We start from the raw sequence: 26182 nt of genomic DNA on the forward strand, positions 1-26182 counted from the left end.
CGTGACCAGGCGGCGCCGGACCACCGCTCTCATCGGTGACGACAACACAGTGGTCGTGGCCGGGAAGAGGCTGACCTGGCGGACCCTGCACAAGCTTCCGCAACTGCCCTCACCCGCCGCCGTCCTGGTCGACAACGGTGCGGACGCGCTGGCCGCGCTCCGCCATCACGCGGTCCACGGCACCGAGCTGCTGGTCTCGACCAGATCCCGCGTCGACGAGCGGATGCGCGAGGAACTGGGGGAGTCCGGTTTCGCCATCGTGCTGCCCGACGGCGACGTCACCCCGGCGAAGCTCAAGCGGATCGAGGAGTCCGGCCGCGCCTGGTTGCTCACCTCGGGTTCGACCGGCCGCCCCAAGCGCATCGGCCACACCCTCGAAAGCCTCACCACCGTCACCGGCGAACAGCCGCCGCGCACCTGGCTGCTCCCGTACTCCCCGGGCACGTACGCCTGGTGGCAGGTCGTCACGCTCTCACTGACCCACGCCGACCAGGGCCTGGTCGTGATCGAGCCCGACGAACTGGAGGACTGGCCGGTCATCGCCGCCGAGCACGGTGTCACCGCCGCCTCCGGTACGCCGACGTTCTGGCGCCAGGCGATCTACCGCGATGCCGACGCGCTGGCCGCGGTACCGCTGGAGCAGATCACGCTCGGCGGTGAGCCGGTGGACCAGGCGATCCTTGATCAGCTGCGTGAGCTCTTCCCGAAAGCCCGGATCTCCTGGATCTACGCGTCGTCCGAGGTCGGGGCGTCGATCGTCGTGCACGACGGGCTGGCCGGATTCCCGCGGGAATGGCTGGACCGCAAGCCCGATCCGGATCGTCCGATGCTGTCGGTGGACGGCGATGAGCTGGTGATCCGTTCGCCGCACCACGGTGCCGGGCTGGTCGGCGCGGTGCACACCGGTGACCGGGTCGAGTTCGCCGGCGACCGGGTGCTCATCATCGGCCGGCTCGACACCGACGAGATCAACGTCGGCGGTTCGAAGGTGTCGGCCGGCATCGTCCGCAACGTGCTGATGGGTCACCCGGGCGTCTCCTGGGCGCGGGTGTTCGCGCGCAAGGCGCCGCTGGTCGGCCGGATGGTCGCGGCCGAGGTCGTGCCGAACCCGGCGCTCGGCCCGATCACCGACGCCGACCTGGTCCAGTGGTGCTCCAGCCGGCTGCCGGACTACGGCGTACCGCGGCGGATCCGCTTCCTGGACGAGATCCCGCAGAAAGAGACGCTGAAGAGTGAAGTCTGAAGCCAGTGTGGTCCCGCCCGCGTCGGTCGTCCTGGTGTCGGGTGGATCCCGCGGCCTCGGCCTGGCCATCGTCACCGACCTGCTCGCGGCCGGGCTGAAGGTCGCAGCCTTCGCCCGGACCGTGACCCCGGAGCTGACCGCCCTCGGCGAGAAGTATCCGGACCACCTGTACTACGGCTCCGTCGACGTGAACGATGCCGAGGCCGGACAGGCGTTCGTACGCACGGTCGAAACGACCCTCGGCCCGATCGACGGCCTGGTCAACAACGCCGCCATCGGCCAGGACTCACTGCACGTCCACACGTCGGCCGACCAGCTCGCTCAGATCATCCAGACCAACCTGACGTCACCGCTGATCCTGACCCGCTTCGTTCTGCGCCGGATGCTCGCCAAGGGCCTGAAGGGCCGGATCGTCAACGTCACCTCGATCTGCGCCCAGCGCGGTTATCCCGGCCTGGTCGCGTACTCCGCCACCAAGGGCGGGATGGACGCGGCGACGCGTTCCCTGGCACGCGAGCTCGGCGGCCGCGTGCTGGCCAACGCGGTCGCGCCCGGCTTCTTCGCCTCGGAGATGTCCGCGGTGCTCGGCCAGACCCAGCTCGACCAGATCGTCCGCCGTACGCCGACCGGCCACCTGACCGAGCCGGACGAGGTCGTACCGGTGGTCCGGATGCTGCTGCTCGACCACACCAACATCAACGGCCAGGTCCTGGTCGTCGACGGCGCCGCCTCGATCTGAGCCGGCGCCGTCGACGATCTCACGGCTTGATGTTCTGGTTCCGGTGGAACACGTTGTCCGGGTCGTACTTCCGCTTGAGCTCGACCAGCCGGTCGTACTTGTCCCCGTACGACGCCCGCAGCCGGTCCTCGTCGACATCGGCCAGCCCGTTCACGTAGGCGCCGCGGCCGAGCGCGTGCGGTTGCAACGCGTCCCAGAACGACCGGACCCAGGCCCGCTCCGCTTCGAGCATCTCCGGCGCCGGGCACACCGCGATCGGGAAGACCATGTAGCGCTCGGTGCGTCCACCGCTGAACGCGGTGGCGTCGTCGTCGACCTCGAGGTACGCGCCGTCCAGGTGGTAGAGCAGCACTACGGACAACGGTGACGTCTTGCGCGGGAGGTACTCGGTGATCACCTCGATCGCACCGTCGCTCAGGTCCTCGAGGTAGCAGCCCTTGTCGTAGTTGTGGCGCCCCCAGGCGTTCGCCTCGTCCAGCAGTTGCTGTACGGCGACGTACGGCATCGGAGTGGCGAACTCGACCAGCGGCGGCAGCAGGCGGCGGATCTTGTCCAATGCCTCCGCGTGCTGCTCGGGCGACCCGAAGCCGACGATCACGAGCGCGTAGCCGGGCTTGAAGTGGTGCTCCTCCGGCACGAACGGCGCCGGCGGCGCGTTCAGGCAGGCGGTCACGATGTTGATATCCCGCGGCATGCTCGGGATCAGCTCGCGCGCCATCCGCAGCATCTCGGCCCCCTGGTCCAGACCCCAGAAGAGCATGGCGTACTGCACCAGCGGCCCGGCCTCGTGCAGCCGGAACTCGAACTCGGTCACCACACCGAAGTTGCCGCCACCTCCGCGGACCGCCCAGAACAGGTCGGCGTTCTCGTCCTCGGCGGCGCGCAGGATGCTGCCGTCCGCGGTGACGATCTGGACCGACTCGACATTGTCGATGCTGAGGCCGTGCTTCCGGGTCAGCCAGCCCATCCCGCCGCCGAGCGTCAGTCCGCCCACGCCGGTGTGGCTGATCATCCCGGCCGGTACGGCGAGACCGTACGGCTGGGTCGCGGCGTCGACATCACCCAGCAGCGCCCCGCCGCCGACGCGGGCCCGGCGAGCCTCCGGGTCGACCGTGACCTGGTTCATCAGGCTCAGGTCGATCATCAGGCCGTCGTCGACGGACGACGCGCCGGACATGCTGTGGGAGCCGCCGCGGACAGCGATCTCCAGTCCGTGCGCGACGCCGAAGCGGACGGCGGCCGAGACGTCTTCGGCGGTCCGCACCTGGGCGATCACCGCCGGTCGCCGGTCGTGCTGCGCGTTCCACAGCCGCCGGGCGTCGTCGTACCCGTCCTCGCCCGGTCCGAGCACGGTCCCCGTCAAGGCCGTGCGCAGTTCGTCGAAGCCGGCTTCCGCAAGCTGAGTCATGACTTCCCCTCCCCGATGTGAGTGCAGCCAGGCCAGATGCCTGGTCCCCCTGCAAACAGCGTCCTGTTGGTGCAGATCTTCGCGCGCTGTCTTCAGACAGGCTTCAGAAACGCCTGGTTTTCCACAAGGGCTGGTCATCGCGTTTGGGTGACAACTTCGTGGAGTGTCAGACTCGACCGCGTGAGTGACGAAGAAATCCTTCAGCTGTTGCCGATCGCGGCCACGATCGTTGCCGTGCGCGACGATCGGGCCGACGCCCAGCTCGCCCGCCTGGGTGCGTACGACGAGCGCGACCGGGCGCAGGTGGATCGTTGCGTCCAAGGGTTTCTGACCGCTCTGGTCCGCGCGGCCTGGGAGCGCGGCTGGTCGCCCGCCGATGTCGTCCAGCATGCGCGACGGCAGTTGGATCCAGGAGTCGAGCCGTTGCTGCTGGCCGCGATCTCGGCGGAACACAACGGCTATCCACCCACCACCATCGACCCACGCTGGCTCGATCAACTGACGGATCTGGGCGTCTCGCCACCCTTCACCGAGCTCAGCCTGACCGCGTGGGCGGCCGCGGCTCGCGTCGGCCGCTACCTCACTCTCCACCACTGTCTCGCTCTTGCGGGGTTTCTCCAGTCCCTGCCGATCCTCGCCCGCCTCTACCCCCTGCCGGGTACGCCGGTCCGGCACCAAGCCCCCGTCGTACCTGTGAACGGGAAGATGCTGGCCCGGATCCGGGGACTGCTCGCGAAGGCGGAGGCGACCGAGTTCCCCGACGAGGCGGAGGCGCTGTCCGGCAAGGCGCAGGAGCTGATGGCGAAGTTCTCCCTCGACCGTGCCCTGGTCGAGGCCGACCCGGCGGTGGAGATTCCTGACGACTCGGCCGCCCGCCGGCTGTGGGTCGACACGCCATACGTCTCGGCCAAGGCGCAGCTGGTCGGTGCGGTCGCGTCGGCGAACCGGTGCCGTACGGTTGTGATCGACCAGCTGGCCGTGGTCACCATCGTCGGCGCCGAGCTGGACCTGCAGCTGACCGAGATCCTCAGCACTTCCCTGCTGGTGCAGGCGAATCGGGCGATGCTTGCCGCAGGCAAACATATTGGCCGGCGCGGCGAGTCCCGGACCCGGTCGTTCCGGCAGTCCTTCCTGATGGCGTACGCCCAGCGGATCGGGGAGCGGCTGCAGGCGACCGCCGCGGCCACGCAGGCCGCCGTACCGGAAGCGGATGCGGGCCGGCTGCTGCCGGTGCTGACGAAACGGGAGGAACACGTGGACGCGCTGTTCACCAGGCTGTTCCCGAGCACCACGACCCGGCGGACCAGGATCACCAACGGCGCCGGCTGGGACGCGGGACTCACCGCGGCCGACCAGGCCCAGCTCGACGCCCGCCGGCAGGTCCGCCGATGACGACCACTATCCCTGGCCTGCTGCGGATCGAGCTGGAGGTTCAGCCCCACGACGACGGCTGGTTCAAGGAGAACTTCCACGCCGCCAAGCTGGCAGCCGCCGGAGTGCCGCGCTTCGAGGTGCGTCAGCACAATGTGCTCTATCTCGACGAGCCGGGGACGACGCGGGGGATTCACGCCGAGCCCTGGGACAAGTACCTGTCGCCGTCGGCCGGCCGGGTGTTCGCGGCGATCGTCGACCTGCGCGACGGTGAGACCTTCGGGCGGGTGGAGACGTTCGAGCTCGACGCCGGCCAGGCGCTCTACGTGCCGCGCGGGTGCGGCAACTCCTTCTGCACCTTGGAGCCGCACACCGTCTACAACTTCCTGGTGAACGAGTACTGGTCACCCGAGCGAGTCACCGTCGACCTGTTCGACCCCGAGCTCGCGATCGACTGGCCGTTCCCGCGCGAGAGGCTCAACTGCACCGAGCGCGATGCCGCGAACCCGTCGCTGGACAGCGTCAGGAGGACGCGGGCCTGAGACCGCACAGGACGATGTCGAGCAGCCGGTTCGCCTCTTCCGGCTCCATGTCGCGAGCCATCGTGATGCCGCCGACCAGACGCATGATGTCCATCAGCTCCAGGTCCTGGCGGACGGTCCCGGCGGCCTTCGCCTTCCTCAGCAGGAGTTCGCCGGCCTCCTGCACATTCACCTTGCAGGACTGGAAGAACGGCGAGTCCTTGCCCAGGGCAGCGGTCAGCTCACCGGCCAGGCTCTTCTTCGAGACGCCGTACCCGACGAAGCTGCGCAGCCAGGCGGCGAGCGCCTCGAACGGCTCGAGCTTCTCGGCGAACCCGTAGGCCCGGTCGCAGACGGACTGGATCTCGTCGACGTACACCGCCTCGAGCAGCGCGGTCCGGTTCGGGAACCGGCGGTACAGCGTGCCGATGCCGACGCCCGCCCGGCGCGCGATCTCCTCCAGCGAGGTGTCGGTGCCGTGCTCCGCGAACGCCTCCCGGGCGGCAGTGACGAGCAAGTCGTAGTTCCGCGCCGCGTCGGCGCGGGTCGGCCGTGTTGACGGCAACGGTGTCGGCGCCATCCCGGCCTCCTCACTGTCCGTAGCGGGCGTACCGCGAAAAGTTGCCCGAGAATATCGCTTGCAAAAGCGGAGGGGGCCTCCGTATCGTATCCGGAGGGGCACTCCGCTTTCTTTCTTCAACTGTAACCCCTCCGGGGTAAGGAGCAATATGTCCGCACCAACCTCAGGTCCGGCCGCGGCCGCCACCGGCACGCCCGCGCGGCGGCCGGGGGTCGTCCTCGCAGTCATCCTGATCACCCAGCTGATGGTCATCCTCGACGGCACCGTGGTGAACATCGCGATGCCGAAGATCCAGCACGCCCTCGACTTCAGCCCGTCCAGCCTGTCCTGGGTGCAGAACGCCTACGCGCTCGCCTTCGGCGGTCTGCTTCTGCTCGGCGCTCGCGCCGGTGACCTGCTCGGTCGCCGCCGCGTGTTCGTCACCGGCGTCGCCGTCTTCACCCTCGCCTCGCTGCTCGGTGGTCTTGCGCCGAACGCGGAGCTCCTGCTCGCCGCCCGCGTCCTGCAGGGCATCGGTGGTGCCATCGCGGCGCCGGCTGCCCTGACCCTGCTCATGCTCACGTACCGCGAAGGCCCGGAGCGGATGAAGGCACTCGGCTACTACAGCCTGGTGTCGTCCGGTGGCGGCAGCGTCGGCCTGGTGCTCGGGGGCATGCTGACGGACTGGGTGTCCTGGCGCTGGGGCCTGTTCATCAACGTGCCGATCGGTATCGGCCTCGTCATCGCGGCCCGGCAGGTGCTGACCGAGACCGAGCCGGAGACCGGCCGGTTCGACGTGGCCGGTGCGCTCACCTCGACGCTCGGCATCACCTCGCTCGTCTACGGCTTCATCCGGGTCGCCGAGGTCGGCTGGACGTCGGCCGAGGTGCTGGCCGCGTTCGCCGCCGGCGTGGTGCTGCTGGTCTCGTTCGTCCTGATCGAGCGCCGGGTCAGCCACCCGATCGTGCCGCTGCGCCTGTTCCGGTCGGCTGACCGCTCGGCGTCGTACCTGACCATGCTGTTGGTGGTCGGCACGATGTTCGGGATGTTCTTCTTCCTCACCCAGTACCTGCAGGGTGTGCTCGAGCTCAGCCCGCTGGCGGCCGGTCTCGCCTTCCTGCCGCTGACCGGTCTGCTGTTCGCCGCGTCGCGGATCGTGCCGAAGCTGGTCGCCCGGATCGACGGCGGCAAGCTGATGCTGACCGGGTCCGTCCTGGTCACCGCGGGCACGGTGTGGCTGACCCAGCTCGACGCCCGCAGCACCTACCTGGCCGACGTGGTCGGCCCGATGCTGCTGTTCGGTCTGGGCGCCGGGATGATCTTCATCCCACTGGTCGGCCGGGCCATCTCAGGGGTCGCGCCGGAGGACTCGGGTGCCGCATCCGGCATGCTGAACGTGGTCCAGCAGGTCGGCGGTGCACTCGGCCTCGGCATCCTGGTCACCATCTTCGGTACGGCGAGCCGCAACACCACCGAGGTCGCCCCGCGGGAGATCCTGACCGACGGCGTGCACGCGGCCTTCGTCGGCGCCCTGGTCTACGCGGTGCTGAGCCTGACGATGATCATCCTGAGCGTCCGCCCGTGGACCTGGTTCCGGCGTCGTCCTGCGCTGGTCGAGCCGACGCCCGAACCAGTGGTGGTCGACTCGCACATCTGATGACGGATCCAGCGGTACGCCGGGCGACCGGCGTACCGCTGGATCTCAGAGTGGCAAGCGGTAGGTGATCGTCTTGGTGACGACCGCGAACCCGAGCCGCTCGTACAGTCCCAGCGCGCCAGTCGGATTGTCCGCATCCACTCCGAGCGACACCCGCTGGTAGCCCGCCTTCGCGGCTTCGGCCATCACCCGCGCCAGCACGATCCGCGCCAGACCGCGTCCCCGATGCGACCGCCGGGTCCCCACCTGGCCGACGTACAGCTCCCGGACACCGGTTGCCTCGGTGTCCGCGACGTACTCGTAGCCCAGGACGTAGGCGACAATCTGGTCCCCGTCGAGCAGCAGGTACGACGATCCGCCGCGGAAGGCACGCGATCCGGTGAACCAGACCCGCCAGCTGTCCGGGTCCTTCGGTACCGAACCCCAGTGGTCCAGGAACACCTCGTTGTGAATGACCCGGAGCGTCTCGTTCATCGACGCGTCGAACGGCACCAGTCGCAGTCCGTCCGGCACCGGCACCTCGGGCACCGGGGTGTCGAGCGGCCGGTGCATGTGGAAGAAGTAGCGGCACTCCTCGAAGCCGAAGGACTTCAGCAGGGCGTCCGCGCCGGTGTTCGTACTGATCGCGCTGGTGTTGATCTCGCCCGCGACGTCCGGCCGGAGCTCGGCGTGCAGCTCCCCGGCCCGCCGGATGACCCAGGTCAGTAGTGCCGATCCCAGTCCACGGCCTCGCCAGTCGGGCCGGGTGACCGCTTCGGTGCGGATCCGATGGACGTCGACGACGTCGCTCGGCGTGTTAACGGTGCCGTACCCGACCATCTGGCCATCGGACCACAGCCCGATCGTGTCCCGGGCGGCGTTCAGCTTCGGATCGGACAACTCCTCGAGGAGGTCGTCGGCGTCGTAGTTCTCGCCTTCCTGATCGACCTTCTCCTTGGCGGCCAGCAGCTCGGCCCACGCCGCCGTGTCACTCTTGTCGATTGGCCGGGCCTCAACCCCACCCGGCCAGCTCACAGTCCCCATGGCTCGAAGGTACGGGTCGCCCGTGCGTCAGGCACCTGAATTACCGCAACTGCTCCGCCAGCCAGCGGACCGCAGGCGCGCAACTGGCTCTCGTACGTCGTCTGCTCGAACCGGCCGGCGAGTTCCGCGGACCACGGCAACATGGGCAACCTCCGGGAGAGTCACATGGCGTCCGGGGCCGCCATACCGAGCAGGCCCAGTCCATCGTGCAACACCTTGCGGGTCGCCGTGCACAGGGCGATCCGGCTGGCTCTGGTCTCCCCTTCGCTCGTGAGCACCGGGCAGTGCTCGTAGAACGCCGACAGTGCGGTCGCCACGTCGTACAGATAGGTGCACAGCCGATGCGGCTGCAGTGTCTCGGCCACTTGGAGGACGACGTCCGGGAAACCGGTCAGCAAGAGGGCCAGCCGTTCTTCGGTCGGCTCCTTGAGCTCCTTGATCTCGCCGCCTTGCTCATTCGCCTTGGAGAGCAGCCGGGTCAGCCGGGCGTGGGCGTACTGCAGGTACGGCCCGGTGTTGCCGGTCATCGCGACCATCCGGTCGAAGTCGAAGACGTAGTCGTTGACCCGATCGCTGGACAGGTCGGCGTACTTGACCGCTCCGATCCCGACCGCCTTCGCCGTGGCCTGCCGATCGATGCCCTCCCGGCCCTCGAGGAGTGCATCCGCCCGGGCGACCGCCTCATCGAGCAGGGTGGTCAGCTTCACCGTGCCGCCGGCCCTTGTTTTGAACGGCTTCCCGTCTGGTCCGAGGACGGTGCCGAAGCCGACATGCTCAGCAGCCGTTGTCGGTGGCAACCAGCCCGCGGCCCGGGCGAGCGTGAAGATCTGGTCGAAGTGCAGCGCCTGCCGGTGGTCGACGACGTACACGATTCGGTCGGCGTGGAGGGTGGCGACCCGGTGCCGGACGGCGGCCAGATCGGTCGCGCTGTAGCCGAATCCGCCGTCGGACTTCCGCACGATCACCGGCAGCGGCTGACCGTCCCGGCCGGTGAAGCCGGGCAGGAACGCGCACAACGCACCGTCGGACTCGGTCAGCAGGCCGGCCTGGGTGAGCTCGTCGACGATCCGCGGCAGGTCGTCGTTGTAGGCGCTCTCGCCGACGACGTCGTCCCGTGTGAGCTGGGAACCGAGCAGAGCATAGACCTGGTCGAAGTCGTCCAGCGAGACGTCGACCATCCGCCGCCAGCTCGCCCGGGTCTCCGGATCGCCGGCCTGCAGCAGGACCACCCTGGCCCGGGACTTGTCGGCAAAGGTGCCGTCGGCATCGAAGTGCTTGCGGCTCCGCTCGTAGAGCAGCTGCAAACCCCGCAGATCAAGGGTTTCCGGGTCGAGATCCTCTTCGAGCAGTTGCTCGATCATCATCCCGTACTGCGTGCCCCAGTCGCCGACGTGGTTCTGCCGGATCACGTCGTACCCGACGAACGCCAAGACGTTGCAGAGCGCGTCGCCGATCACGGTCGACCGGAGGTGGCCGACGTGCATCTGCTTGGCTACGTTCGGCTGGGAGTAGTCGACGACGACCCGTTGCTGCCTGCTGGTGAAGGTGACCGGCTCGTTGACCGCGGCCGCCAGGATCGACGGGAGCAGGGTCAAGTTGAGGAAACCTGGCCCTGCTATCTCGACCGGCTGGCAGAGATCGGTGACGTCGAGAGCCTCGACCAGGCCGGCGGCGATTTCCCGCGGCGGTCGGCGGAGGGCATTGCCGAGCCGGAGCGCGAGATTGCTCTGGTAGTGGCCGAACTCGGGCTTCGTCGCCGACCGCAGCTCAGGGTCGAGCTCGCCGTACGCCGAACCGAAGGCGGTCGCGGCGGCGGTGGACAGTCTGGTGGCCAGGACAGGCAGAACAGCGGGCATGACAGGTCCTTCGGAACTGTGCCAATGGAGGATGGCGCACTGGAACGACGAGGTGTTCAGACAGTGCGTCGTCGTCGCAGGCTGGACCGCCGGCGCAGCGCGCTCACGGACTCCAGGCTGATCGACATGTCAGCCATTATGCATGAAGTACGCCGAGGGTGCCGGTTTCCGCTGGGCCAGTGGCACGATCGGCGGTATGTCGGTCTCGCCCAGGAACACTCGCCGGACCACTCGTTCGGCCGCGCGTCCGTCGTCGTACTCGCAGAACTTCTCCCGGTACAGCTGGCGGTGCTTGGCCGCCTCCGCGGACGCGAAAGCGCCGGTCTGCAAGACGGTCAGCAACTCCTCGGGTGACCGCGCGACCAGACCGGGCGGGAACTCGGTGATGTCGAAGTACGTGCCGCGTCGGCCGTCGTAGAAGCTCTTGTCCTCGACCAGCAGCAGGATCGGCCGGTCGAGGTTCGCGTAGTCGAAGGTGATCGAGGAGTAGTCCGAGATCAGTACGTCGGCCGCCAGCATCAGATCCTCGACCCGCGGATACCGGGAGACGTCGATCACCTTGCCCGAGTGAACCTCCGGCTCCGCCGACAGCGAGTAGTGCGTCCGCACCAGCACCCGGCCGTGCTCACCGACCGACGAGGCCAGCCGGTCGAGATCGAGGTGGATACCGGTTCCACCGAGGTCGACCAGGCCGGTCGGGAGCCGCACGGAGTCGACTCCGTCCCGGAACGTCGGCGCGTACATCACCACGAGGTGCGAGTCGTCGAAGCCGAACCCGGCCCGGATCGCGCGGACGTCGTCGATGGCCGCGTTGATCAGCCGGTCGTTGCGCGGAAAGCCGTACTCGAGCTCCTCGAAGTACGCCGGGTAGGTCCGCTCCCAGATCTCCGAGGAGTACCGGTTCGAGGAGATGTTGAAGTCCCACCGGTCGGTCTGCCGCATCAGCTCGTCGAGATCCAGGTCCCTGCCGGCCAGCGGGAAGTGCCGCAGGTCGGTCCCCATCGTCTTGAGCGGCGTACCGTGCTGGGTCTGCAGGTGGATCTGGCCCTCCCGCTTCTCCAGCTCCTTCGGCCAGTTCATGTTGCTGATGAAGTACGTCGCCCGTTCCAGCAGCTTCTGGTACGCCGGGGAGCCCGCGACGACGTACTCGACGCCCTCTGGGATCACGTCGACGTGGTCGGCATCCACGACCCAGACGCCACGCAGGTGCGGAGCCAGCTCGAGGGCCTTCTCGTAGATCGCGCGCGGGTTGCACGCGTACTGCTTGAACCAGTAGGAGCAGTAGGCGGCCAGGTTCGGGTCGAGCTTGCCGCGGTGCAGCAGCTTGCCGACGCTCCTGCGCGCGCTCGGGACCTGCAGCACCTTGGCACTCAGCTTGAGCGTGGAGTACGTCGCGTAGTCGTCGTGGATGAGCAGCCAGCGCTTGAACCCGCGGCGGGTGCGCTCGGTGCTGTAACCCTCCGGCTTCCAGCGCTTCGCGAACGCATGGGCCGCGTGGAAGAACTCGGCCCGGTCCTCCGGAGCGATCCGCTCCGGCTTCGCCAGTACGGCGAGGATGTGGTCCAGTGACCGGTCGAACGCGAACCGCCGCCAGCCGGCCAGCTCCGGATCGGACTGGATGAACGCGTGCACCCGGTCGTACTGGTCGAAGATGTCCCACTGCTTGCGGCCGCGGGTGGCGTGGATGTTGCCGCCGGTCCGGTGCTGCCGGTAGTGCACGACCACCCGGTCCAGCGTGGCGATCCGCTCGGCGGTCAGCATGGTCGAGTACGTCCAGGGCGCGTCCTCGTAGAAACCGGCGGTGAACGCGAAGCCGTGCCGGGTCAGGAAGTCCCGCCGGCAGGCTTTGTTCCAGACCACTTCGAGGAAGGTCAGGAAGATCGGCCGCTCCGCCGCGGTGAACACGCCGGCGCCGTGCCCGGCGAAGGCGTCGTGCCGCTGGTTGCCGACCACCCGGCCGTCCCAGAAGACCCGCTCGTAGTCGAACATCAGGATGTCCGGCTGGTCCGTCGCGTCGATCCGGGCCGCGATCGCCTCCAGCGAGCCGGGCAGGTACAGGTCGTCGGCGTCCAGGAACAGCACGTAGTCCCCGCGGCACTCCTTCAGGCCGGCGTTCCGGGCCGGGCCCAAACCGACGTTCTCGTCCAGGTGCAGCACCCGCACCCGCGGGTCGGCGGCGGCGTACTCGTCCAGGATCCGGCCGGAGCCATCGGCGTCGGCATCATCCACCCCGATGATCTCGAAATCGGTGAACGACTGACCGAGCACCGAGTCCAGGCACGGCCGCAACCACGCCCGCGAGCCATGGCAGGGAACCACGATGCTGAACTTGGGGACGATACCGAGCACCATGCCACGTCATCCTAGGCTGCAGTCATGAGTACAGATGTGTTCGAGCCGCTAGCTGGTCTGGAAGGGGTCGGTTCGGCGGCCCGGGCGGCCCGGGATGCGGTGGACGTCCTGCTCCGGGATCGCGGCCTGCGCAAGGTCGGCTCGGACATGACCGCCGAGGCGCTGCTGCGCGGCGCCCACGCCTCAGCCGCCCTGGCCGGCAGCCCGGCAACACTGGACGAGGTACGGCGCGGCGCCGGCGACGGACTGGCCATGGGCGCGGTCCGGATCACCGGCGAGCTGATGCGACTCGCTCCCCAGGTGGACACCGCGCCGGTGCAGGTCTGGACCAGACTGCACCAGTTGGCCGCTGCCGATCTGGGCCCGGAAGACCAGTTGGGCCATCTGCGGACCAGTCGCGAGCCGGTGCCGGACGACATCCCGGGGCTGCCACCGGCGCCGGGTGCCGACGAGATGTGGGAGCGGCTCAGCGCGCTGGCGCAGAACCTCACCCGCCCGACCAAGGCGCCGGGTCTGGTGGTCGCGGCGATCGTGCATGCCGAGCTTGCCATCCTGCGGCCCTTCCCGACCGCCAACGGATTGGTCGCGCGAGCCGCCGAGCGCAGCCTCTTAGTTGCCCGAGGCATCGATCCGGTCGCGGTCACCGTGCCGGAGGTCGGTCACTATGAGTTGGCAGGCACCTATCCGTCCGGGCTCGGCGACTACGCAGCGCGAGGACTGACCGGGGTCCGTGACTGGTTGCTGCGGACCTGTGAGGTCGTGGCACTCGGTGCCGAACGCTCGCCGCTGGCGCGCCTCGGCTGAGGGTTGCGCACATGCGAACGGCGTTCTCTGATGAGAACGCCGTCGCTGGCACGTCATCCCGGTTACCATGCGTGCACCTGTCTGCCGCCACAGGACTTGCCTGGGTCGCGCTGCCCGGTTGGGATGGGCTGGTCGCCGCGTGGGTGCCTGGATGCCGTGCAATCTCTACCGGACCCGAAGGTCCTTTGTGCTTCCTTTGTACTCCTGAAAACCCTTTCTGTGAAGGGCTTACGTGACCTTCATGGACTTGAGAACATTGAAGCGACCTTCAGCTTCCCGGTGCCGCCGAGGGCTGCCGCCGGTGGTTTTTCGGCGTCGTTCCGGTTCAGCTGTCGGTCCGGCGGGCGCGCCATCGGGCGGCCAGGAACAGTGCCCAGGCGGCGACTCCGGCGACGGCCACGGTGGCCGCGGCGGGTCGCCGTACCTCACGAAAACGGCCGCGCTCGGTCAGCCCGACCGGCTCGTTGAAGTCGAGTACCGGCCAGTTCCGGGCGACCGCGATCCGCCGTAACGCTTTGTCCGGATTGACCGCGAAGGGGTGACCGACCGCAGCCAGCATCGGCTCGTCGGTGACGGAATCCGAGTAGGCGTACGAGTTGTCCAGGTCGTATCCCTCGGCCTCGGCCAGGGCCCGCATCGCGGTCGCCTTGTGCGGGCCGTAGGCGTATTCCTCGATCTCGCCGGTGTACTTGCCGTCGGCAACTACCATCCGGGTGGCGATCACCTTGTCGGCGCCGAGCATCGCCCCGATCGGCTCGACCACCTCCGCCCCGGACGACGACACGATCACCACGTCCCGGCCGGCCGCGTGGTGCTGGTCGATCAGCTCGACCGCTTCCTCGTGGATCATCGGGGTGACGATGTGGTGCAACGTGTCGGCGACGATCGCCTTGACCGTCTCCACGTCCCAGCCGGTGCACATCGCGGACAGGTACTCACGCATCCGTTCCATCTGGTCGTGGTCCGCGCCGCCGAGCAGATACACGAACTGGGCATAGGCGCTGCGCAGGACAGTACGGCGGTTGATCAGCCCGCCGGCGTAGAACGGCCGGGAGAACGCCAGGGTGCTGGATCGGGCGATTATGGTCTTGTCCAGATCGAAAAAGGCGGCCGTTCGGGCCGTCCTGGGGTGCGCCATGGGGTTGAGCATAGGCATCGGGGAGAAACGCCGAGGGACCCGGGCTTTTGTGTGGGCCGGTCTCCCGTTAGACTGTTTGGCAGTGTGGCAGTGGCACTGGCTGGAAACGTCTGATCGGCGGCTTCAGCGCCTGGAGGAAGCGGTCTCGGTTGCAACCGAACTGAGATGTGTGGACTCCGGTCTCAGGGGGTAGATTTCCCCTGACAGTGGCAGACTGTCGCCTCCTGATCGGCCCCCGGCTCCTCCCCCCGAGCCCGTGGCCGAAGACGGCCCCCGGTCACCCCCCCGCCGGGGGCCGTCGCCTTTCTCGGGGCGGTTTCTCCTCGCGCTGATGTAGAAGGGTCCTCAGTTTTCTGACTGTGGGAGCGCTTTCACTTTATGCAGGCTCTTGACAATGTAGTTAAGCAGTCACAGTTTGTAAGTCATGAGAACGCGTGCCGCCGCCATCAACCTGGTCACGTGAGTATGCACAGCTACCGACCGGCTCCGGTGCTGGGAGCGCTCGGTGTCCGCTCGGAGGACGAGCAGCTCTACCGGGCGCTTCTGGCCCGGCCGGAGTCCACGACTACCGACCTGACCCGCGACACCGGCTGGCCGGCTACCCGCGTAGGTAGACACCTTCGGTCGCTGCTGTCGGTTGGCCTCGTGTCGCGTACGACGGGCCGCCCGGCCAGGTACGTGCCGGCCGTGCCGGAGGCCGCTGTCGAACTCCTGGCGCTACGCAAGCAGGCAGCGATCGTTGAGGCCAGGCTCGGTGCGTCTGTGCTGACCACGGAGTTCCGGCGGCAGGACTCGTTCACGGTGATCCGCGGGACCGAGGCGGTCGCACAGCGGTTCTCTCAGGCTCAGCAGAGCGCACAAAGTGAAGTGCTGGTCCTCGACCGGTCGCCGTACGTCGTACTGCAGATCGAGCCGCGGCGTGTGTCCTACCGGGCGATCTACGACCTGGCGTCGCTGTCCGACCCGGCTGATCTGGAGGCTGCTCGGTCTGCCGGTTGCCGGATCCTGCGCGACGTACCACTCAAGCTGGTTGCGGTGGATCGTCGTACCGGACTGCTGCCGACTGGTCCAGACGTGATCGTGGAGCTGGGGCCTTCGAGCTTGCTGGACGCGTTGCTGCGGCTGTTCGAGCTGTTGTGGCAGCAGGCGAGTCCGCTGGCTCCTTCTGCTTCGGACGGGCCCTTGAGTGGTGAGGACCAGCAGTTGCTGGCGCTGGCCGCGGCGGGGCTGACAGACCAGGCGATCGCTCGACGGCTCGGGGTGGCGCAGCGGACGATCGAGCGGCGGATGCAGCGGATCCTGAAGGCACTGGACGCGACGACCCGCTTCCAGGCCGGTTTGCGCGCCGGCCAACGCGGATTGCTCGCCTAGCCGGTGATCTCCTGGTTGGGCCTAGTCGGTGACGTCGGCGACCGTTGCGGTGAGGGCTTTCACCAGGTCGTCGGCGTTCACGGTGATGCCGACGCCGTGGTCGCCGCCACCGATGGAGATCGTGCCGGTGATGCGTTCGTCGGCGACGACCGGCCAGGCATGCGTGCTGCCGAGCGGTGTGATCGTGCCGCGGACATAGCCGGTCACGGCGAAGGCAGTGTCCTTGTCCGGCATCGAGATCCGGTTGACGCCGAGCAGTGCGCGCAGCTTCGGCCAGGCGATCTCGCGGTCGCCCGGCACCAGCACGAAGCGGTAGTCGTCATCGGACAGCCGGACCACGATCGTCTTGATCAGACTCGCCGGCTCGATACCCCGCGCGGCCGCGGCCTCCTCCAGGGAGTTGACCCGCCCGTGCCTGGTCACCTCGTAGCTCAGACCCAGCTGGTCGGCTGCATCGATCGCTTTGGTCACCCGGCTAGTTTCGCACCTTGCTGGGAACGGTCCTCAGGAGAACGGCCAGAACGAGCGTGATGAGGAACAGCGCACCCGCCTCGAGCGCCACGCCGCCCCAGCCGCCATGACTCCACGCCGCTCCCGCCAGACCGCCGAAGACCGACGATCCCAGGTAGAAGGAGAACAGGTAGAGGCTCGCCGCCTGTCCGGTCCCACCACCGCCCGCATGCGCCCTGACGGCCACCCAGCCACCGGCCACACCGTGTACGGCGAAGAAGCCCGCCGTCATCACCGCGAGCCCGATGACGATCAGTGGAAGCGGCGCGGCCAGTGTGATGGCCAGTCCGCCGAGTGTGACCAGGCAGCCGACCGGGACGACCGTACGACGTCCGTACCGGTCAGCGAGCCACCCTGCCGTCGCCGAACCAGCCGACCCGAGCAAGTACACGGTGAACACCAGCCCGGCCGCCCCGGCACTCAGGTTGTACGGCGGCCCGGAGAGCCGGAAGACGGCGCCGTTGTAGACAGCGACGAAGGCGCCAACCGCGGTCGCAGCGATTCCGTAGAGGGCGAGCAGGGCCGGATCGCGCAGTACCCGCCCTGTCTGTGCCAGTAGCTGCCGTCGGCTCGCTGGGGACGGGTGGAAGTTCTGGGAGGCAGGTAGTAACAGCCAGACCACTGCGGCACACATCACGCCGACGAGCGCGATGCCGCCGGCCGCGAGCCTCCAGCCGCCGAGGTCCGCGAGCCCACCTGCGATCAGGCGACCAGCCATGCCGCCCACCGCCGTACCCGCGATGTAGAGGCCGCTGGCGCGTGCGTGACTGTCCTGGTGCACCTCCTCGCGCAGGTACGCCATGGCGACAGCGGGCAGTCCAGCCATGGCGACGCCCTGCAGGCCGCGGAGGGCGAGCAGTGTGTGCCACGTCGGAGCCACTGCACAGAGCAGTGCGATGCCGGAGGTCGCTGCGACCGACCAACGCATCAGAGCAGTGCGCCCGATCACTTCTGAGGCCGGACCCGCGATCAGGAGCGCGATACCGAGCCCGAGTGTGGCCAATGACACGGTGAACGCGCTCTGGCTGGGGGAGACGTCGAACGCCTCGACGAGCTCGGGGAGGAGTGGCTGGGTGCTGTAGAGCAGTGCGAACGTCGCCAGACCCGCCGCGAACAGCGCGACGGACAGCCGGCGGTAGCCGGGTTCGCCGGGGCGGTAGCCGGGGTGGACGGCGACGGAGGCGTGCATGCCTTCGACCGTGCCACGCGGTTGTCGATACGTAAAATGTCGATCTCGGGGGTAATCGATACGATTCTGGTATGAATTTCGAGGACCTGCGGTGGTTCGCCGTACTCGCGGAGACCGAGCACCTGACCGAGGCAGCCGCGGCGCTGGGCACCAGTCAGCCGAATTTGTCCCGGTCGCTGCGCCGGGTCGAGAGCGCGTTCGGTGTCCAGCTCTTCGAGCGCGAGCATCGTGGCCTGCGGCTGAACCCGTACGGCCGGGTCGTCCTGGAGGCTGCCCGAGCCGGTACGGCGGCAGTCGACTCGGCGCGGCAGCGGATCGACGCGTTGCTCGACCCGGAGTCGGGGACGGTCCGGCTCGGGTTCCTGCACTCGGTCGCGACCAGTCTGGTGCCAGACCTGCTGAAGGCGTTCCGTGAGGTGGCCCCAGCGGTGCGGTTCGCACTGCGGCAGGAGCCGGCTCACGACATCGTCCAGGACCTGGAGAGCGGTGAGGCCGAGATCGGCATCCTCGCGCCGCGGCCGGATCCGGAGCGGTTCGGCTGGCACCTGCTCGAACAACAGCGGCTGTGCCTGCACGTCCCGCCGGGGCACCCGCTGGCGTCGCGGCGCCGAGTGGAGCTGGCGGCCGCTGCGGACGAGCCGTTCATCGGGCTGCGGCCTGGGTTCGACTTCCGGCGGATCAGCGAGGAGCTGTGTCGTGCAGCCGGCTTCACCCCGCAGCTGGCCTTCGAAGCGACCGACCTCGCCACCATCGACAGTCTGGTCGGTGCCGGCCTCGGAGTGGCCGTGTTGCCGTCGGGTGCGGTTCGTGGCAACGAGAGTGGAGCGGTCTCGATCCCACTCGCCGGGGTCCGGGCTCGCCGCGAGATCGGCATGGCGTGGCGCCTGGGGGCCCAGCTCGCCCCGGCGGCCGAGCGGTTCCACACCTTCGTCCGGGCCCAGCCGGTGCGGTCGACCTAGGTCCACGCCCCCGCGCGGCACCAGCGACTTCCGTGGCGTTGGTCCAATTTCCACGGTGTCGACTTGCAGTGAGAGGGCTTTCCCACGCACAGTTTCCTCCGTGAGGAAGCGTCTCAGTTCGATCCGCGCGAGCCGGCGCCTGCTGTTCACAGCGGGTACGGCTGCCGCGGCGTCGACGGTTGCGTCGGCTGCCACGGCGTCCGCGGGTGAGCTCGCTTCGACCGGTGCCTACGGTTCCGGCGTACTGGGTGCCTGGGAGCGGCAGGCACGCGCGATCTCGAGCGAGTCGCAGATCCGCAAGACCCGGGAGAACGACGGCGTCTACATGTTCGGCGACAGCATCGGCGTCCAGGACGGTCCGTCACTCGCCAAGCAGCTCGCCCAGCACGGCATCTACATGGCTGTGCACAACTGGGCCGGCCGACCCGTCACGCCGGCCGTCGACGCGCTCGACACCTGGGCCCAGGACTACGGCCTGCCGCACCGCATCCTGATGTCGGTCGGCTCCAACGACATCTTCACCCCGCCGGCAGTGGCCGCCCAGGTCGAGCGGACCATGCAGATCGTCGGCACCGAGCGAACGGTCTTCTGGGTCAACATCCAGGCGGCCCGGACCGCCCACGGTCCCGCCGTCCAGGTCTCCGACCAGCGCAACAGCGCCTGGATCAACCTCCAACTCGCCGAGGCCCAGCGCCGCCACGACAACCTTCGCATCATCCACTGGGCCGAACACCTGGCCGCCAAACCCAACCGCCTGGCCAAGTACCTCCGCGACGGCCTCCACCCCTCCATCCCCCTGGGCCAGAACGCCCGCAACGCCCTCATCCTCGCCGCCCTGAAATCCGGCTGACGTTCGCCGGCGCGGCGACGTGCGGGTGGTTGGCCGCACGTCGCCGTACCGGATTGTCTAGAAGCCCGCGGTGATGCGGGTGAACTCCCAGTCGGGTTGTGCGATGCCGGAGCAGTGGGAGACCACTCCGCCACCGGCGCACCCGCGGTCACGGTTCACCGACCAGAACGCCAGCCGGCCCAGACCGTTGGACCTGGCCCAGTTGGTGATGTTCTGCCAGGTCGCCGTGGTGGTCAGTTCCTGCTGGTCCGACAGCCCGTTCATCCCCGAGATGCCCTGGTGGGCGTAGGCCTGCGCGGTCGTCCAGCCGAAGGTCGCCTTCAGCTTGTTGTTCAGCCCCACGGAAGCGTTGACCGTGTCCTGGTAGATGTTCGAGCTGCCGAAGTCGAACGGCATCAGCGTGTAGATGTCGATCTTCGCGCCGAGTGCCGCGGACCGCTCGATCAGCCGGTTGCCCCAGTAGTTCGGGCCGCTGGTCGACGTACCGAACGTCAGGATCGTCTGGATCCCCGGGTTGTTCTGCTTGACGATCTTGAGCGCGGTGAGGATGCGGTCCTGGACCACCTCGTTCTCGAACTCGTCGCTGTTCTCGATGTCGACGTCGATCGCCTTCAGGTTGTAGGCGTTGATCACCTGCTGGTACGCCCCGGCCAGCGCCTCCGGCGTACTGCAGTTCGGGCCGAGCTTGTTCCCGCTCCAGCCGCCGATCGACGGCACGATGTCGCCGCCGGCCGCCCGGATCTGAGCGATCGCATTCGCATCGGCACTGCCCTGCAGCGGCCTGCTGCCGTCCCAGGCCGGGTTGCAGCCTCCGGACGACAAGATGAATGCCATGGTGAACCACTTGATGCCAGTGGCGTTCATGACGGTCGCAGGACTTGGCGGGTCACCCCAGCCCATGTAGAGGTACGGCGCCGCCCGTCGGGTGCTGGGCTCACCGCCACCAGTGGTGGTCTTCACGGAGATGGTGCCGCTCTTCGGACCCTCGCCTGCGCTGTTGGACGCACTGACTTGGTAGTTGTACGTCGTGTTCGCGGCAAGACCGGAGTCCGTGTACGACGTACCAGTCGGGCTGCCGACCTTCGTGCCGTTGCGGTACACGTTGTAGCTCGTTGCACCGCTTGATGCGGACCAGGTGAGGCTCACCGACGACGAGGTCGCCGTACCGGAGAGACCTGTTGGTGCGCCGGGTGGGGTGCCGCCACCACCGCCGGTGCAGGAGCCGCCGTTCAGTCGGCAGGCCGCGAGCCCGGGGAAGTTGCCAGGGCTGCCGTTGAAGCCGAACGTGACGGTGGCACCGGGAGCGAGCGGTCCGGCCCAGCTCGGCGGGGTGAACGTATGTGTCTGACCACTGCTGCTCCTGGTCGCGTCCCACGAGCTGCTGATCGTGTAGCCGGATGGGAAGTCGAGTGCGACCGACCAGGTGCTCAGCGAGCTCGTGGTGCCGTTCGTGACGGTCACCTTGCCCTCGAAGCCACTGCCCCAGTCGGACACCTTGGTGAAGGCTGCGGTGACTCCAGCCGCATTGGCAGTGGGTGCTGTCAGTAGAGCGAGAACTACTGCGGTGACGGCCGCCAGGGCCATCGAGATGCGCTTCATGTTGCTCCGATCAGTGGGCGGTACGTGATCAGACCCGGCCCCAGAGTGCGGGGACGTTCGGTGGCTCCCAACCGGTCAGGGAGGTGTGACCCTGGATGCACTTGTAGGTGAGGCCGCTGTAGCTCACCAGCGCACCGGTCGTGTACGCCGTGTTGGGCGCCCACGGGGTGGCCGTGGGGGGCGTCGGCGTGGGAGTGGGTGTCGGCGTAGGGGTGGGTGTGGGCGTAGGAGTTGGTGTGGGCGTGGGAGTCGGTGTGGGCGTGGGGCTGGGGGTCGGCCCGCTGCAGCCCGGTGTCTCGGCGTTGACCGCGTTGACCACGTGGTTGAACAGGGTGACGTTCGGGTCGAGTGCCTCGAGGGAGTACATCATCGCGCCGGCCAGACCCTTGCAGTGCTGGTAGTCCGCTTTCGCCTTGATCGACTGGGCGTTGTCACCGGTCCAGAACGTCCCGTTGCGATAGAACCACGATGCCTTGGTCGTGTCGTCGAAGTACGTCGCTGATCGGTCGTCGACGAATCCGACGAGCTCTTTGTAGAAGGAGACCCCTGGCACGTTGCCACTCATCGCATGACCGTCAGCTGGTCCAGTGGCCGGCTGGTACTTGCCGTTCGCCGTACTGGGGACACCCTTCCAACCCCTGTAGTAGAAGGGATATCCGATGGTCAGCTTGTTCGCCGGAAACCCACCGGGGATGCCATATGCCGGGTCACCAGTGGTCCAAGCCTTCACGGCTCCGTCGATCGAGTACTTCGCCGAGCCGGGCGGGATCGGCGTACTCGGGTCGTCCGGAGCCTGGTAGAGCGGGTCCTGGAAGTTGGTCGGCCCGGTGGCGTCCCAGCCGCCGTGCATGTCGTACGTCATCACGTTGTTGTAGTCGAGGTACTGACCGATCTTGTCGGTCTCGATCGTGGCGATCTTGTCCTGCCCGGCCGGCGTGGCGGCGGTCAGGTAGTAACGCTTGCCAGCCTGGTTGCCGTAGGCATTGAGCTGGGCGCGGAACTCGGCCAGCAGCAGCGTGAAGTTCTGCTTGTCGGCCGGGCTCCAGTGGTTGCCGACGTGACCGTTCGGTGAGCCCGGGTACTCCCAGTCGAGGTCGATCCCGTCGAAGATGCCGGCCGCCGTACCGGGGCCGCCGAAGCCGTCGATCACCGGCAGATCGCCCTTGAGGAACATGTTCACGCAGGAACTGACGAAGGTCTTGCGCTTGGCATCGGTCGAGGCGGCGTCGGAGAAGTACTTCGAGTAGGTCCAGCCACCGATCGAGATCAGGATCTTGACATTCGGGTAGCGGGCCTTGAGCTTCTTCAGCTGGTTGAAGTTGCCCTGGATCGGCTGGTTCCAGACGTCGCCGACTCCGTCGACGCTGATGTCCGCGCCGTACGACTTGCCGTAGTCGGCGAACGCGTCACCGGCGCCGTCACCCGCGTTCGGGTTGTTCTCGTCCTGCGAGGCGGCCTTGTTCGCCATGAAGCAGGTGTGGTCGGTCGGGTGGATGTTGGCGAACGCGTAGTTGAGGAAGTCCAGCTTGCCGGCGATCCCGGTGGTGATCATGTTCTTGGGGTAGAACGCATTGGCGTAGATACCCCACTGGGCGAAGTACGCCGTTTTCACGCCGCCGCTGGTGGCGGCCGGGGCTTGGGGTGCGCTGGGCGTCGCGGCCGACACGCCGGCGGCGGTCAGCAGAGCGGTGACGGCGACGGTGGCCGTCGCGGCGAACAGGCGTAATCGACTCATGGGTCCTCCGGAGCTGGGGCGGAAGCGGTCCGGTGAAATTTAGTTAAAGACGCTTCGAAAGGAACCGTAACGGTTCCCGGCGCCGTTGGTCCCCACCTCGTGCTGGCGGATTCCCGCTGCTGACGGAAACCCGACAACGCCTTTGTCCACAGGGTTTCCAGTTGTTCGTCCAGTGACGGTCCCGCGAGTGCATCTTCTAGGCATGGACACTTCTTCCACTTCGGTGCTCTTGGCAACTACTGATGACGTGCTACTCGACGACCTGCTCCGGCTAGCCGCGGCGGCGTCGATCACACCCCTGGTCGAACACGACCTGCTCGGCCTCCGCCGCAACTGGCATGCCGCCTCACTGGTCGTCGTCGGCCACGACCTCACCGAGCCACTCGCCCGCACTCAACCGGTACGGCGCTCAGGCGTCGTTGTGGCCGGGTTCGCGGACGGGGATGACGTGTATCGCTGTGCGTTCGACATCGGCGCGGAGGCGGTGTTCCGGTTACCCACGGACGAATCGGCCCTGGGCGACAAGCTGGCCGATGCCTTGGACGGCGGGGTCCGGACGGCCTTGACGCTCGCGTTCGTCGGCGGCTGCGGGGGAGCGGGGGCGACCACGCTGGCGTCGGCTGTCGCGGTGTTCGGGAACCGGCGCGGCTTCCGGACGATGCTGATCGACGGCGACCCCCTCGGGGGTGGTATCGAGCTGGCGCTCGGGATCGAGCACGATGTCGGTGATCGCTGGCCGAAGCTGCTCAACGCTTCCGGGCGGGTGAGTGCCGCGGCGTTGCGGTCCGCCTTGCCCTCGGTGGATGGTCTGGCGGTGCTGTCCTGGGATCGGTCCGATGTGACCGTCCTGCCGCCGGAGACGATGAGTTCGGTGCTGAGCGCGGCTCAACGCAGTAGTGATCTGGTCGTGGTCGATCTGCCTCGGCGTGCTGATCCCGCCGTTGAGGAAGGTTTCGTCCGCGCCGGCGCGACGCTACTCGTCGTACCGTGTGATGTCAGATCCGTCGCCGCTGCCAACCGGCTGGTCGGTCCGCTCCGCGATGTCGCCGGTGACCTTCGCGTGGTGGCCCGTGATCCCCGCGTGAACGGACTGTCCGCAGCCGACGTCGCCACCCACTTGTCATTGCCGCTGGCAACGAAAGTTGGCTACGAGCGAGACCTGCCCGCCGCGATGGATCAGGGGCGGTTCGATCCGCGTCCGCGTGGACCGCTCGGCCGCGCCGCCTCCGAGCTGCTGGATCTCTTCGGCCTCTACGCATCGGCAGCGGCATGAACGTCTCCACTGCCCTCATCGACCGGGTCCGCGGGACCTTGGCGCTCACCGGTGCCGAGCCGACGCCGGCCCGGGTCGCCGCCGCTCTGCGCGCGGACGGCGGCGTCTACGGCGACGCCATCGTGCTCGCCGTTGTCGCGGCTCTCCGCCGGGAGGCGCTGGGAGCCGGCCCACTCGACACCCTGCTCACCGAGCCAGGGATCACCGACATCCTGGTGAACGGCCCCGACGAGGTCTACGTCGACCGAGGCTGCGGCCTTGAACGGGTGTCGATCCGTACCGGCGACGAGCCCGCGATCCGTCGCCTCGCCACCCGCCTGGCCGCAGCCGCCGGCCGCCGCCTCGACGACGCCACCCCGTACGTCGACGTACGTCTCTCCGACGGCACCCGCTTCCACGCCGTCCTCGCCCCCGTCGCCGCACCTGGCACGTGCCTGTCCCTGCGAATCCCCTCCCGCAAGGTCTTCACCCTCGACGACCTGGTGGCCGCAGGCGCCCTACCACCAGCCGGTACGACGATCCTGCGCGACCTGGTCGACGCACGCCTGGCCTTTCTGATCAGCGGCGGCACCGGAACCGGCAAGACAACCCTGCTCAATTCCTTGCTGTCGTTGGTGGATCCGTCCGAGCGACTGGTGCTCGTTGAGGACGCCAGCGAGCTTCGCCCGGACCATCCGCACGTAGTACGCCTCGAGGCGCGACCACCAAACGTCGAGGGCAGCGGCGAGATCAGCCTGTGCGACCTAGTCCGCCAGGCATTGCGAATGCGCCCCGACCGCCTGGTCGTCGGAGAGGTCCGCGGCGCCGAAGTTGTCGATCTCCTCGGTGCTTTGAACACCGGCCACGAGGGCGGCTGCGGCACGATCCACGCAAACTCCGCGACAGACGTCCCCGCCCGCCTCGAAGCCCTAGGTGCCCTGGCCGGCCTCAGCCGCGAAGCCATCCACAGCCAACTCGCCTCAGCCCTCCACGCCGTCATCCACCTGACCCGAACCCCCAACGGCCCCCGCCGCATCTCCGAGATCCACGTCCTCGACCGTCAACCAACCGGCCAGGTAATCACCCGTCCAGCCATTGAATTCCTCCCCAACGGCAACGTGACCCACCACCCCGCAGCCCGCCGCTTCACCAACCCTCTACCAGCCGCCGCATGACCCTCGCCCTCGTCACCAGTCTTCTCGTCCTGGTCACCGTCCTTCTGATCCTGCCCACCCCGGCCCGGGGCCTGCATCGTCTCGCCGCACGCCCGACACAGCCGTCCGTCCGACGAGGCGGCTCCCCTCTCGCCGCACGCCTACCCCAACGCTGGCTACTCGCTCCGATCGCTGCCCTCACCGGAGTTGTGCTCGGCATGCAATTCCTGGTCTCGGTCTCGGCCCTCGCCGTAATCACCGCGTTGGTCCTCGTCCAGCGAACCCAACACCGCCGCGGCACCTCCGCCGCAACCCGCCGCGCCCACATCATCGAAGCACTCGACATCCTCGCCGCCGACCTCACAGCAGGCCGCCCACCCATCGACGCCTTGGAAGGCGCCGCCACCATTTGCCCCGAGTTCCAGGTCGCCCACGCCGCCGCAAAACTCGGCGGTGACGTCCCCGGCGCCCTCGAGCTAGCCGCAGAGTCCCCCGGCGCCTCCGGCCTCCGAGCCCTAGCGGCAGCCTGGCGCGTCGCCGACGAATCAGGAGCCGCCTTCGCCGCCCTCACCGAACGCTTGGCCGAATCGCTTCGCGCCGACGAAGCCGTCCACCGCCAAACCGCAGCCAGCCTGGCCGGCGCCTACTCAACTGCCCGCATCCTCGCCGCATTGCCCATCTTCGGCATAGCCCTCGGCTACTCCCTAGGGGCCAACCCCCTGACCTTCCTCACCGCCACCCCCACCGGCTGGCTCTGCCTAGCCGCCGGCCTATCCCTAACCACCCTCGGCCTCCACTGGACCACCCACCTAGCCAGGCCCCATCTTTGACCACCCACGAGGCGGACCCACCTCGCGACCACTCGCTGAGCCCACCTCGGCCTGGACCACTC

22 protein-coding genes are annotated in these 26182 nt (G+C 68.2%); 12 read left to right on the forward strand and 10 right to left on the reverse strand.

Features of this window, described 5'->3' with window-relative positions; translation table 11 throughout:
• Position 1 precedes the first annotated feature (1 nt).
• On the forward strand, positions 2-1243 hold the full coding sequence (locus tag AB0F43_RS09395) for a class I adenylate-forming enzyme family protein (protein WP_360473138.1): 1242 nt from the start codon (positions 2-4) through the stop codon (positions 1241-1243).
• Positions 1233-1982, forward strand: a complete 750-nt coding sequence (locus AB0F43_RS09400; RefSeq protein ID WP_360473140.1) for an SDR family NAD(P)-dependent oxidoreductase — start codon at positions 1233-1235, stop codon at positions 1980-1982. Before AB0F43_RS09395 ends, AB0F43_RS09400 begins: the two co-directional genes overlap by 11 nt.
• A 19-nt stretch (positions 1983-2001) precedes the next feature.
• Here the strand turns inward: AB0F43_RS09400 and AB0F43_RS09405 are convergent, their stop codons facing one another.
• Positions 2002-3390 carry an FAD-binding oxidoreductase gene (locus AB0F43_RS09405; protein ID WP_360473142.1) on the reverse strand — a complete coding sequence of 463 codons (1389 nt, stop codon included), beginning with the start codon at positions 3388-3390 and terminating at the stop codon, positions 2002-2004.
• A 180-nt stretch (positions 3391-3570) separates the two neighbouring features.
• Between AB0F43_RS09405 and AB0F43_RS09410 the strand changes: the two genes are divergently transcribed.
• Positions 3571-4782 (forward strand): DUF2786 domain-containing protein, encoded by a 1212-nt coding sequence (locus tag AB0F43_RS09410; protein WP_360473144.1) that lies wholly within the window; start codon positions 3571-3573, stop codon positions 4780-4782.
• Entirely contained in the window at positions 4779-5303 is a 525-nt protein-coding gene (gene rfbC / locus AB0F43_RS09415; protein ID WP_360473146.1) for a dTDP-4-dehydrorhamnose 3,5-epimerase, read from the forward strand. The genes AB0F43_RS09410 and rfbC overlap by 4 nt, the downstream gene beginning before the upstream one ends.
• On the opposite strand, the gene AB0F43_RS09420 is transcribed toward rfbC, so the two are convergent.
• Positions 5284-5862: a helix-turn-helix domain-containing protein gene (locus tag AB0F43_RS09420; RefSeq protein WP_360473148.1), complete on the reverse strand. Its 579-nt coding sequence runs from the start codon at positions 5860-5862 to the stop codon at positions 5284-5286. The two genes, rfbC and AB0F43_RS09420, sit on opposite strands and share 20 nt — an antisense overlap.
• A 148-nt stretch (positions 5863-6010) precedes the next feature.
• Between AB0F43_RS09420 and AB0F43_RS09425 the strand changes: the two genes are divergently transcribed.
• Complete coding sequence (locus AB0F43_RS09425; protein ID WP_360473150.1) at positions 6011-7498, forward strand: MFS transporter; 1488 nt, start codon at positions 6011-6013, stop codon at positions 7496-7498.
• Positions 7499-7543: 45 nt separating this feature from the next.
• On the opposite strand, the gene AB0F43_RS09430 is transcribed toward AB0F43_RS09425, so the two are convergent.
• From AB0F43_RS09430 to AB0F43_RS09440, 3 genes are all read right to left on the reverse strand, one after another.
• Entirely contained in the window at positions 7544-8521 is a 978-nt protein-coding gene (locus AB0F43_RS09430) for a GNAT family N-acetyltransferase (RefSeq protein ID WP_360473152.1), read from the reverse strand.
• Between the two features lie 161 nt (positions 8522-8682).
• Positions 8683-10377: an arginine--tRNA ligase gene (gene argS, locus AB0F43_RS09435; protein ID WP_360473154.1), complete on the reverse strand. Its 1695-nt coding sequence runs from the start codon at positions 10375-10377 to the stop codon at positions 8683-8685.
• A gap of 129 nt (positions 10378-10506) precedes the next feature.
• The gene (locus AB0F43_RS09440) at positions 10507-12729 is read right to left on the reverse strand and encodes a CDP-glycerol glycerophosphotransferase family protein (protein WP_360473156.1); all 2223 of its coding nucleotides are present in this window, start codon (positions 12727-12729) and stop codon (positions 10507-10509) included.
• A 24-nt stretch (positions 12730-12753) separates the two neighbouring features.
• Between AB0F43_RS09440 and AB0F43_RS09445 the strand changes: the two genes are divergently transcribed.
• Positions 12754-13533 carry a cell filamentation protein Fic gene (locus tag AB0F43_RS09445; RefSeq protein ID WP_360473158.1) on the forward strand — a complete coding sequence of 260 codons (780 nt, stop codon included), beginning with the start codon at positions 12754-12756 and terminating at the stop codon, positions 13531-13533.
• Positions 13534-13858: 325 nt separating this feature from the next.
• Here AB0F43_RS09445 and AB0F43_RS09450 read toward each other — a convergent pair whose 3' ends face one another.
• Positions 13859-14671 (reverse strand): HAD-IB family hydrolase, encoded by an 813-nt coding sequence (locus AB0F43_RS09450; RefSeq protein WP_360473160.1) that lies wholly within the window; start codon positions 14669-14671, stop codon positions 13859-13861.
• 465 nt (positions 14672-15136) lie between these two features.
• Here AB0F43_RS09450 and AB0F43_RS09455 point away from each other — a divergent pair, with 465 nt between their 5' ends.
• Entirely contained in the window at positions 15137-16042 is a 906-nt protein-coding gene (locus AB0F43_RS09455; protein ID WP_360474487.1) for a helix-turn-helix domain-containing protein, read from the forward strand.
• A 21-nt stretch (positions 16043-16063) separates the two neighbouring features.
• Here AB0F43_RS09455 and AB0F43_RS09460 read toward each other — a convergent pair whose 3' ends face one another.
• Both AB0F43_RS09460 and AB0F43_RS09465 read right to left on the reverse strand, forming a co-directional pair.
• Positions 16064-16513: a YbaK/EbsC family protein gene (locus AB0F43_RS09460; RefSeq protein ID WP_360473162.1), complete on the reverse strand. Its 450-nt coding sequence runs from the start codon at positions 16511-16513 to the stop codon at positions 16064-16066.
• A gap of 4 nt (positions 16514-16517) precedes the next feature.
• Positions 16518-17741: an MFS transporter gene (locus tag AB0F43_RS09465; protein WP_360473163.1), complete on the reverse strand. Its 1224-nt coding sequence runs from the start codon at positions 17739-17741 to the stop codon at positions 16518-16520.
• A 71-nt stretch (positions 17742-17812) separates the two neighbouring features.
• On the opposite strand from AB0F43_RS09465, the gene AB0F43_RS09470 reads away from it, so the two are divergent.
• On the forward strand, positions 17813-18700 hold the full coding sequence (locus AB0F43_RS09470; protein ID WP_360473165.1) for a LysR family transcriptional regulator: 888 nt from the start codon (positions 17813-17815) through the stop codon (positions 18698-18700).
• A gap of 100 nt (positions 18701-18800) precedes the next feature.
• Positions 18801-19550, forward strand: a complete 750-nt coding sequence (locus tag AB0F43_RS09475) for a hypothetical protein (RefSeq protein WP_360473167.1) — start codon at positions 18801-18803, stop codon at positions 19548-19550.
• 57 nt (positions 19551-19607) lie between these two features.
• On the opposite strand, the gene AB0F43_RS09480 is transcribed toward AB0F43_RS09475, so the two are convergent.
• The gene (locus AB0F43_RS09480) at positions 19608-21149 is read right to left on the reverse strand and encodes a cellulose binding domain-containing protein (protein ID WP_360473169.1); all 1542 of its coding nucleotides are present in this window, start codon (positions 21147-21149) and stop codon (positions 19608-19610) included.
• Positions 21150-21177: 28 nt separating this feature from the next.
• On the reverse strand, positions 21178-22884 hold the full coding sequence (locus AB0F43_RS09485; RefSeq protein ID WP_360473171.1) for a glycosyl hydrolase family 18 protein: 1707 nt from the start codon (positions 22882-22884) through the stop codon (positions 21178-21180).
• Between the two features lie 202 nt (positions 22885-23086).
• On the opposite strand from AB0F43_RS09485, the gene ssd reads away from it, so the two are divergent.
• The 3 genes from ssd to AB0F43_RS09500 are packed head-to-tail and all read left to right on the forward strand — an operon-like array spanning position 23087 to position 26120.
• Entirely contained in the window at positions 23087-24157 is a 1071-nt protein-coding gene (gene ssd, locus AB0F43_RS09490; RefSeq protein WP_360473172.1) for a septum site-determining protein Ssd, read from the forward strand.
• Positions 24154-25311 carry a TadA family conjugal transfer-associated ATPase gene (locus tag AB0F43_RS09495; RefSeq protein WP_360473173.1) on the forward strand — a complete coding sequence of 386 codons (1158 nt, stop codon included), beginning with the start codon at positions 24154-24156 and terminating at the stop codon, positions 25309-25311. Before ssd ends, AB0F43_RS09495 begins: the two co-directional genes overlap by 4 nt.
• Positions 25308-26120 (forward strand): type II secretion system F family protein, encoded by an 813-nt coding sequence (locus tag AB0F43_RS09500; RefSeq protein ID WP_360473175.1) that lies wholly within the window; start codon positions 25308-25310, stop codon positions 26118-26120. The genes AB0F43_RS09495 and AB0F43_RS09500 overlap by 4 nt, the downstream gene beginning before the upstream one ends.
• The last annotated feature ends 62 nt before the right edge of the window (positions 26121-26182 follow it).

The organism is Kribbella sp. NPDC023972 (genome assembly GCF_040639075.1).
In the GTDB taxonomy this organism is placed as follows: Bacteria; Actinomycetota; Actinomycetes; order Propionibacteriales; family Kribbellaceae; genus Kribbella.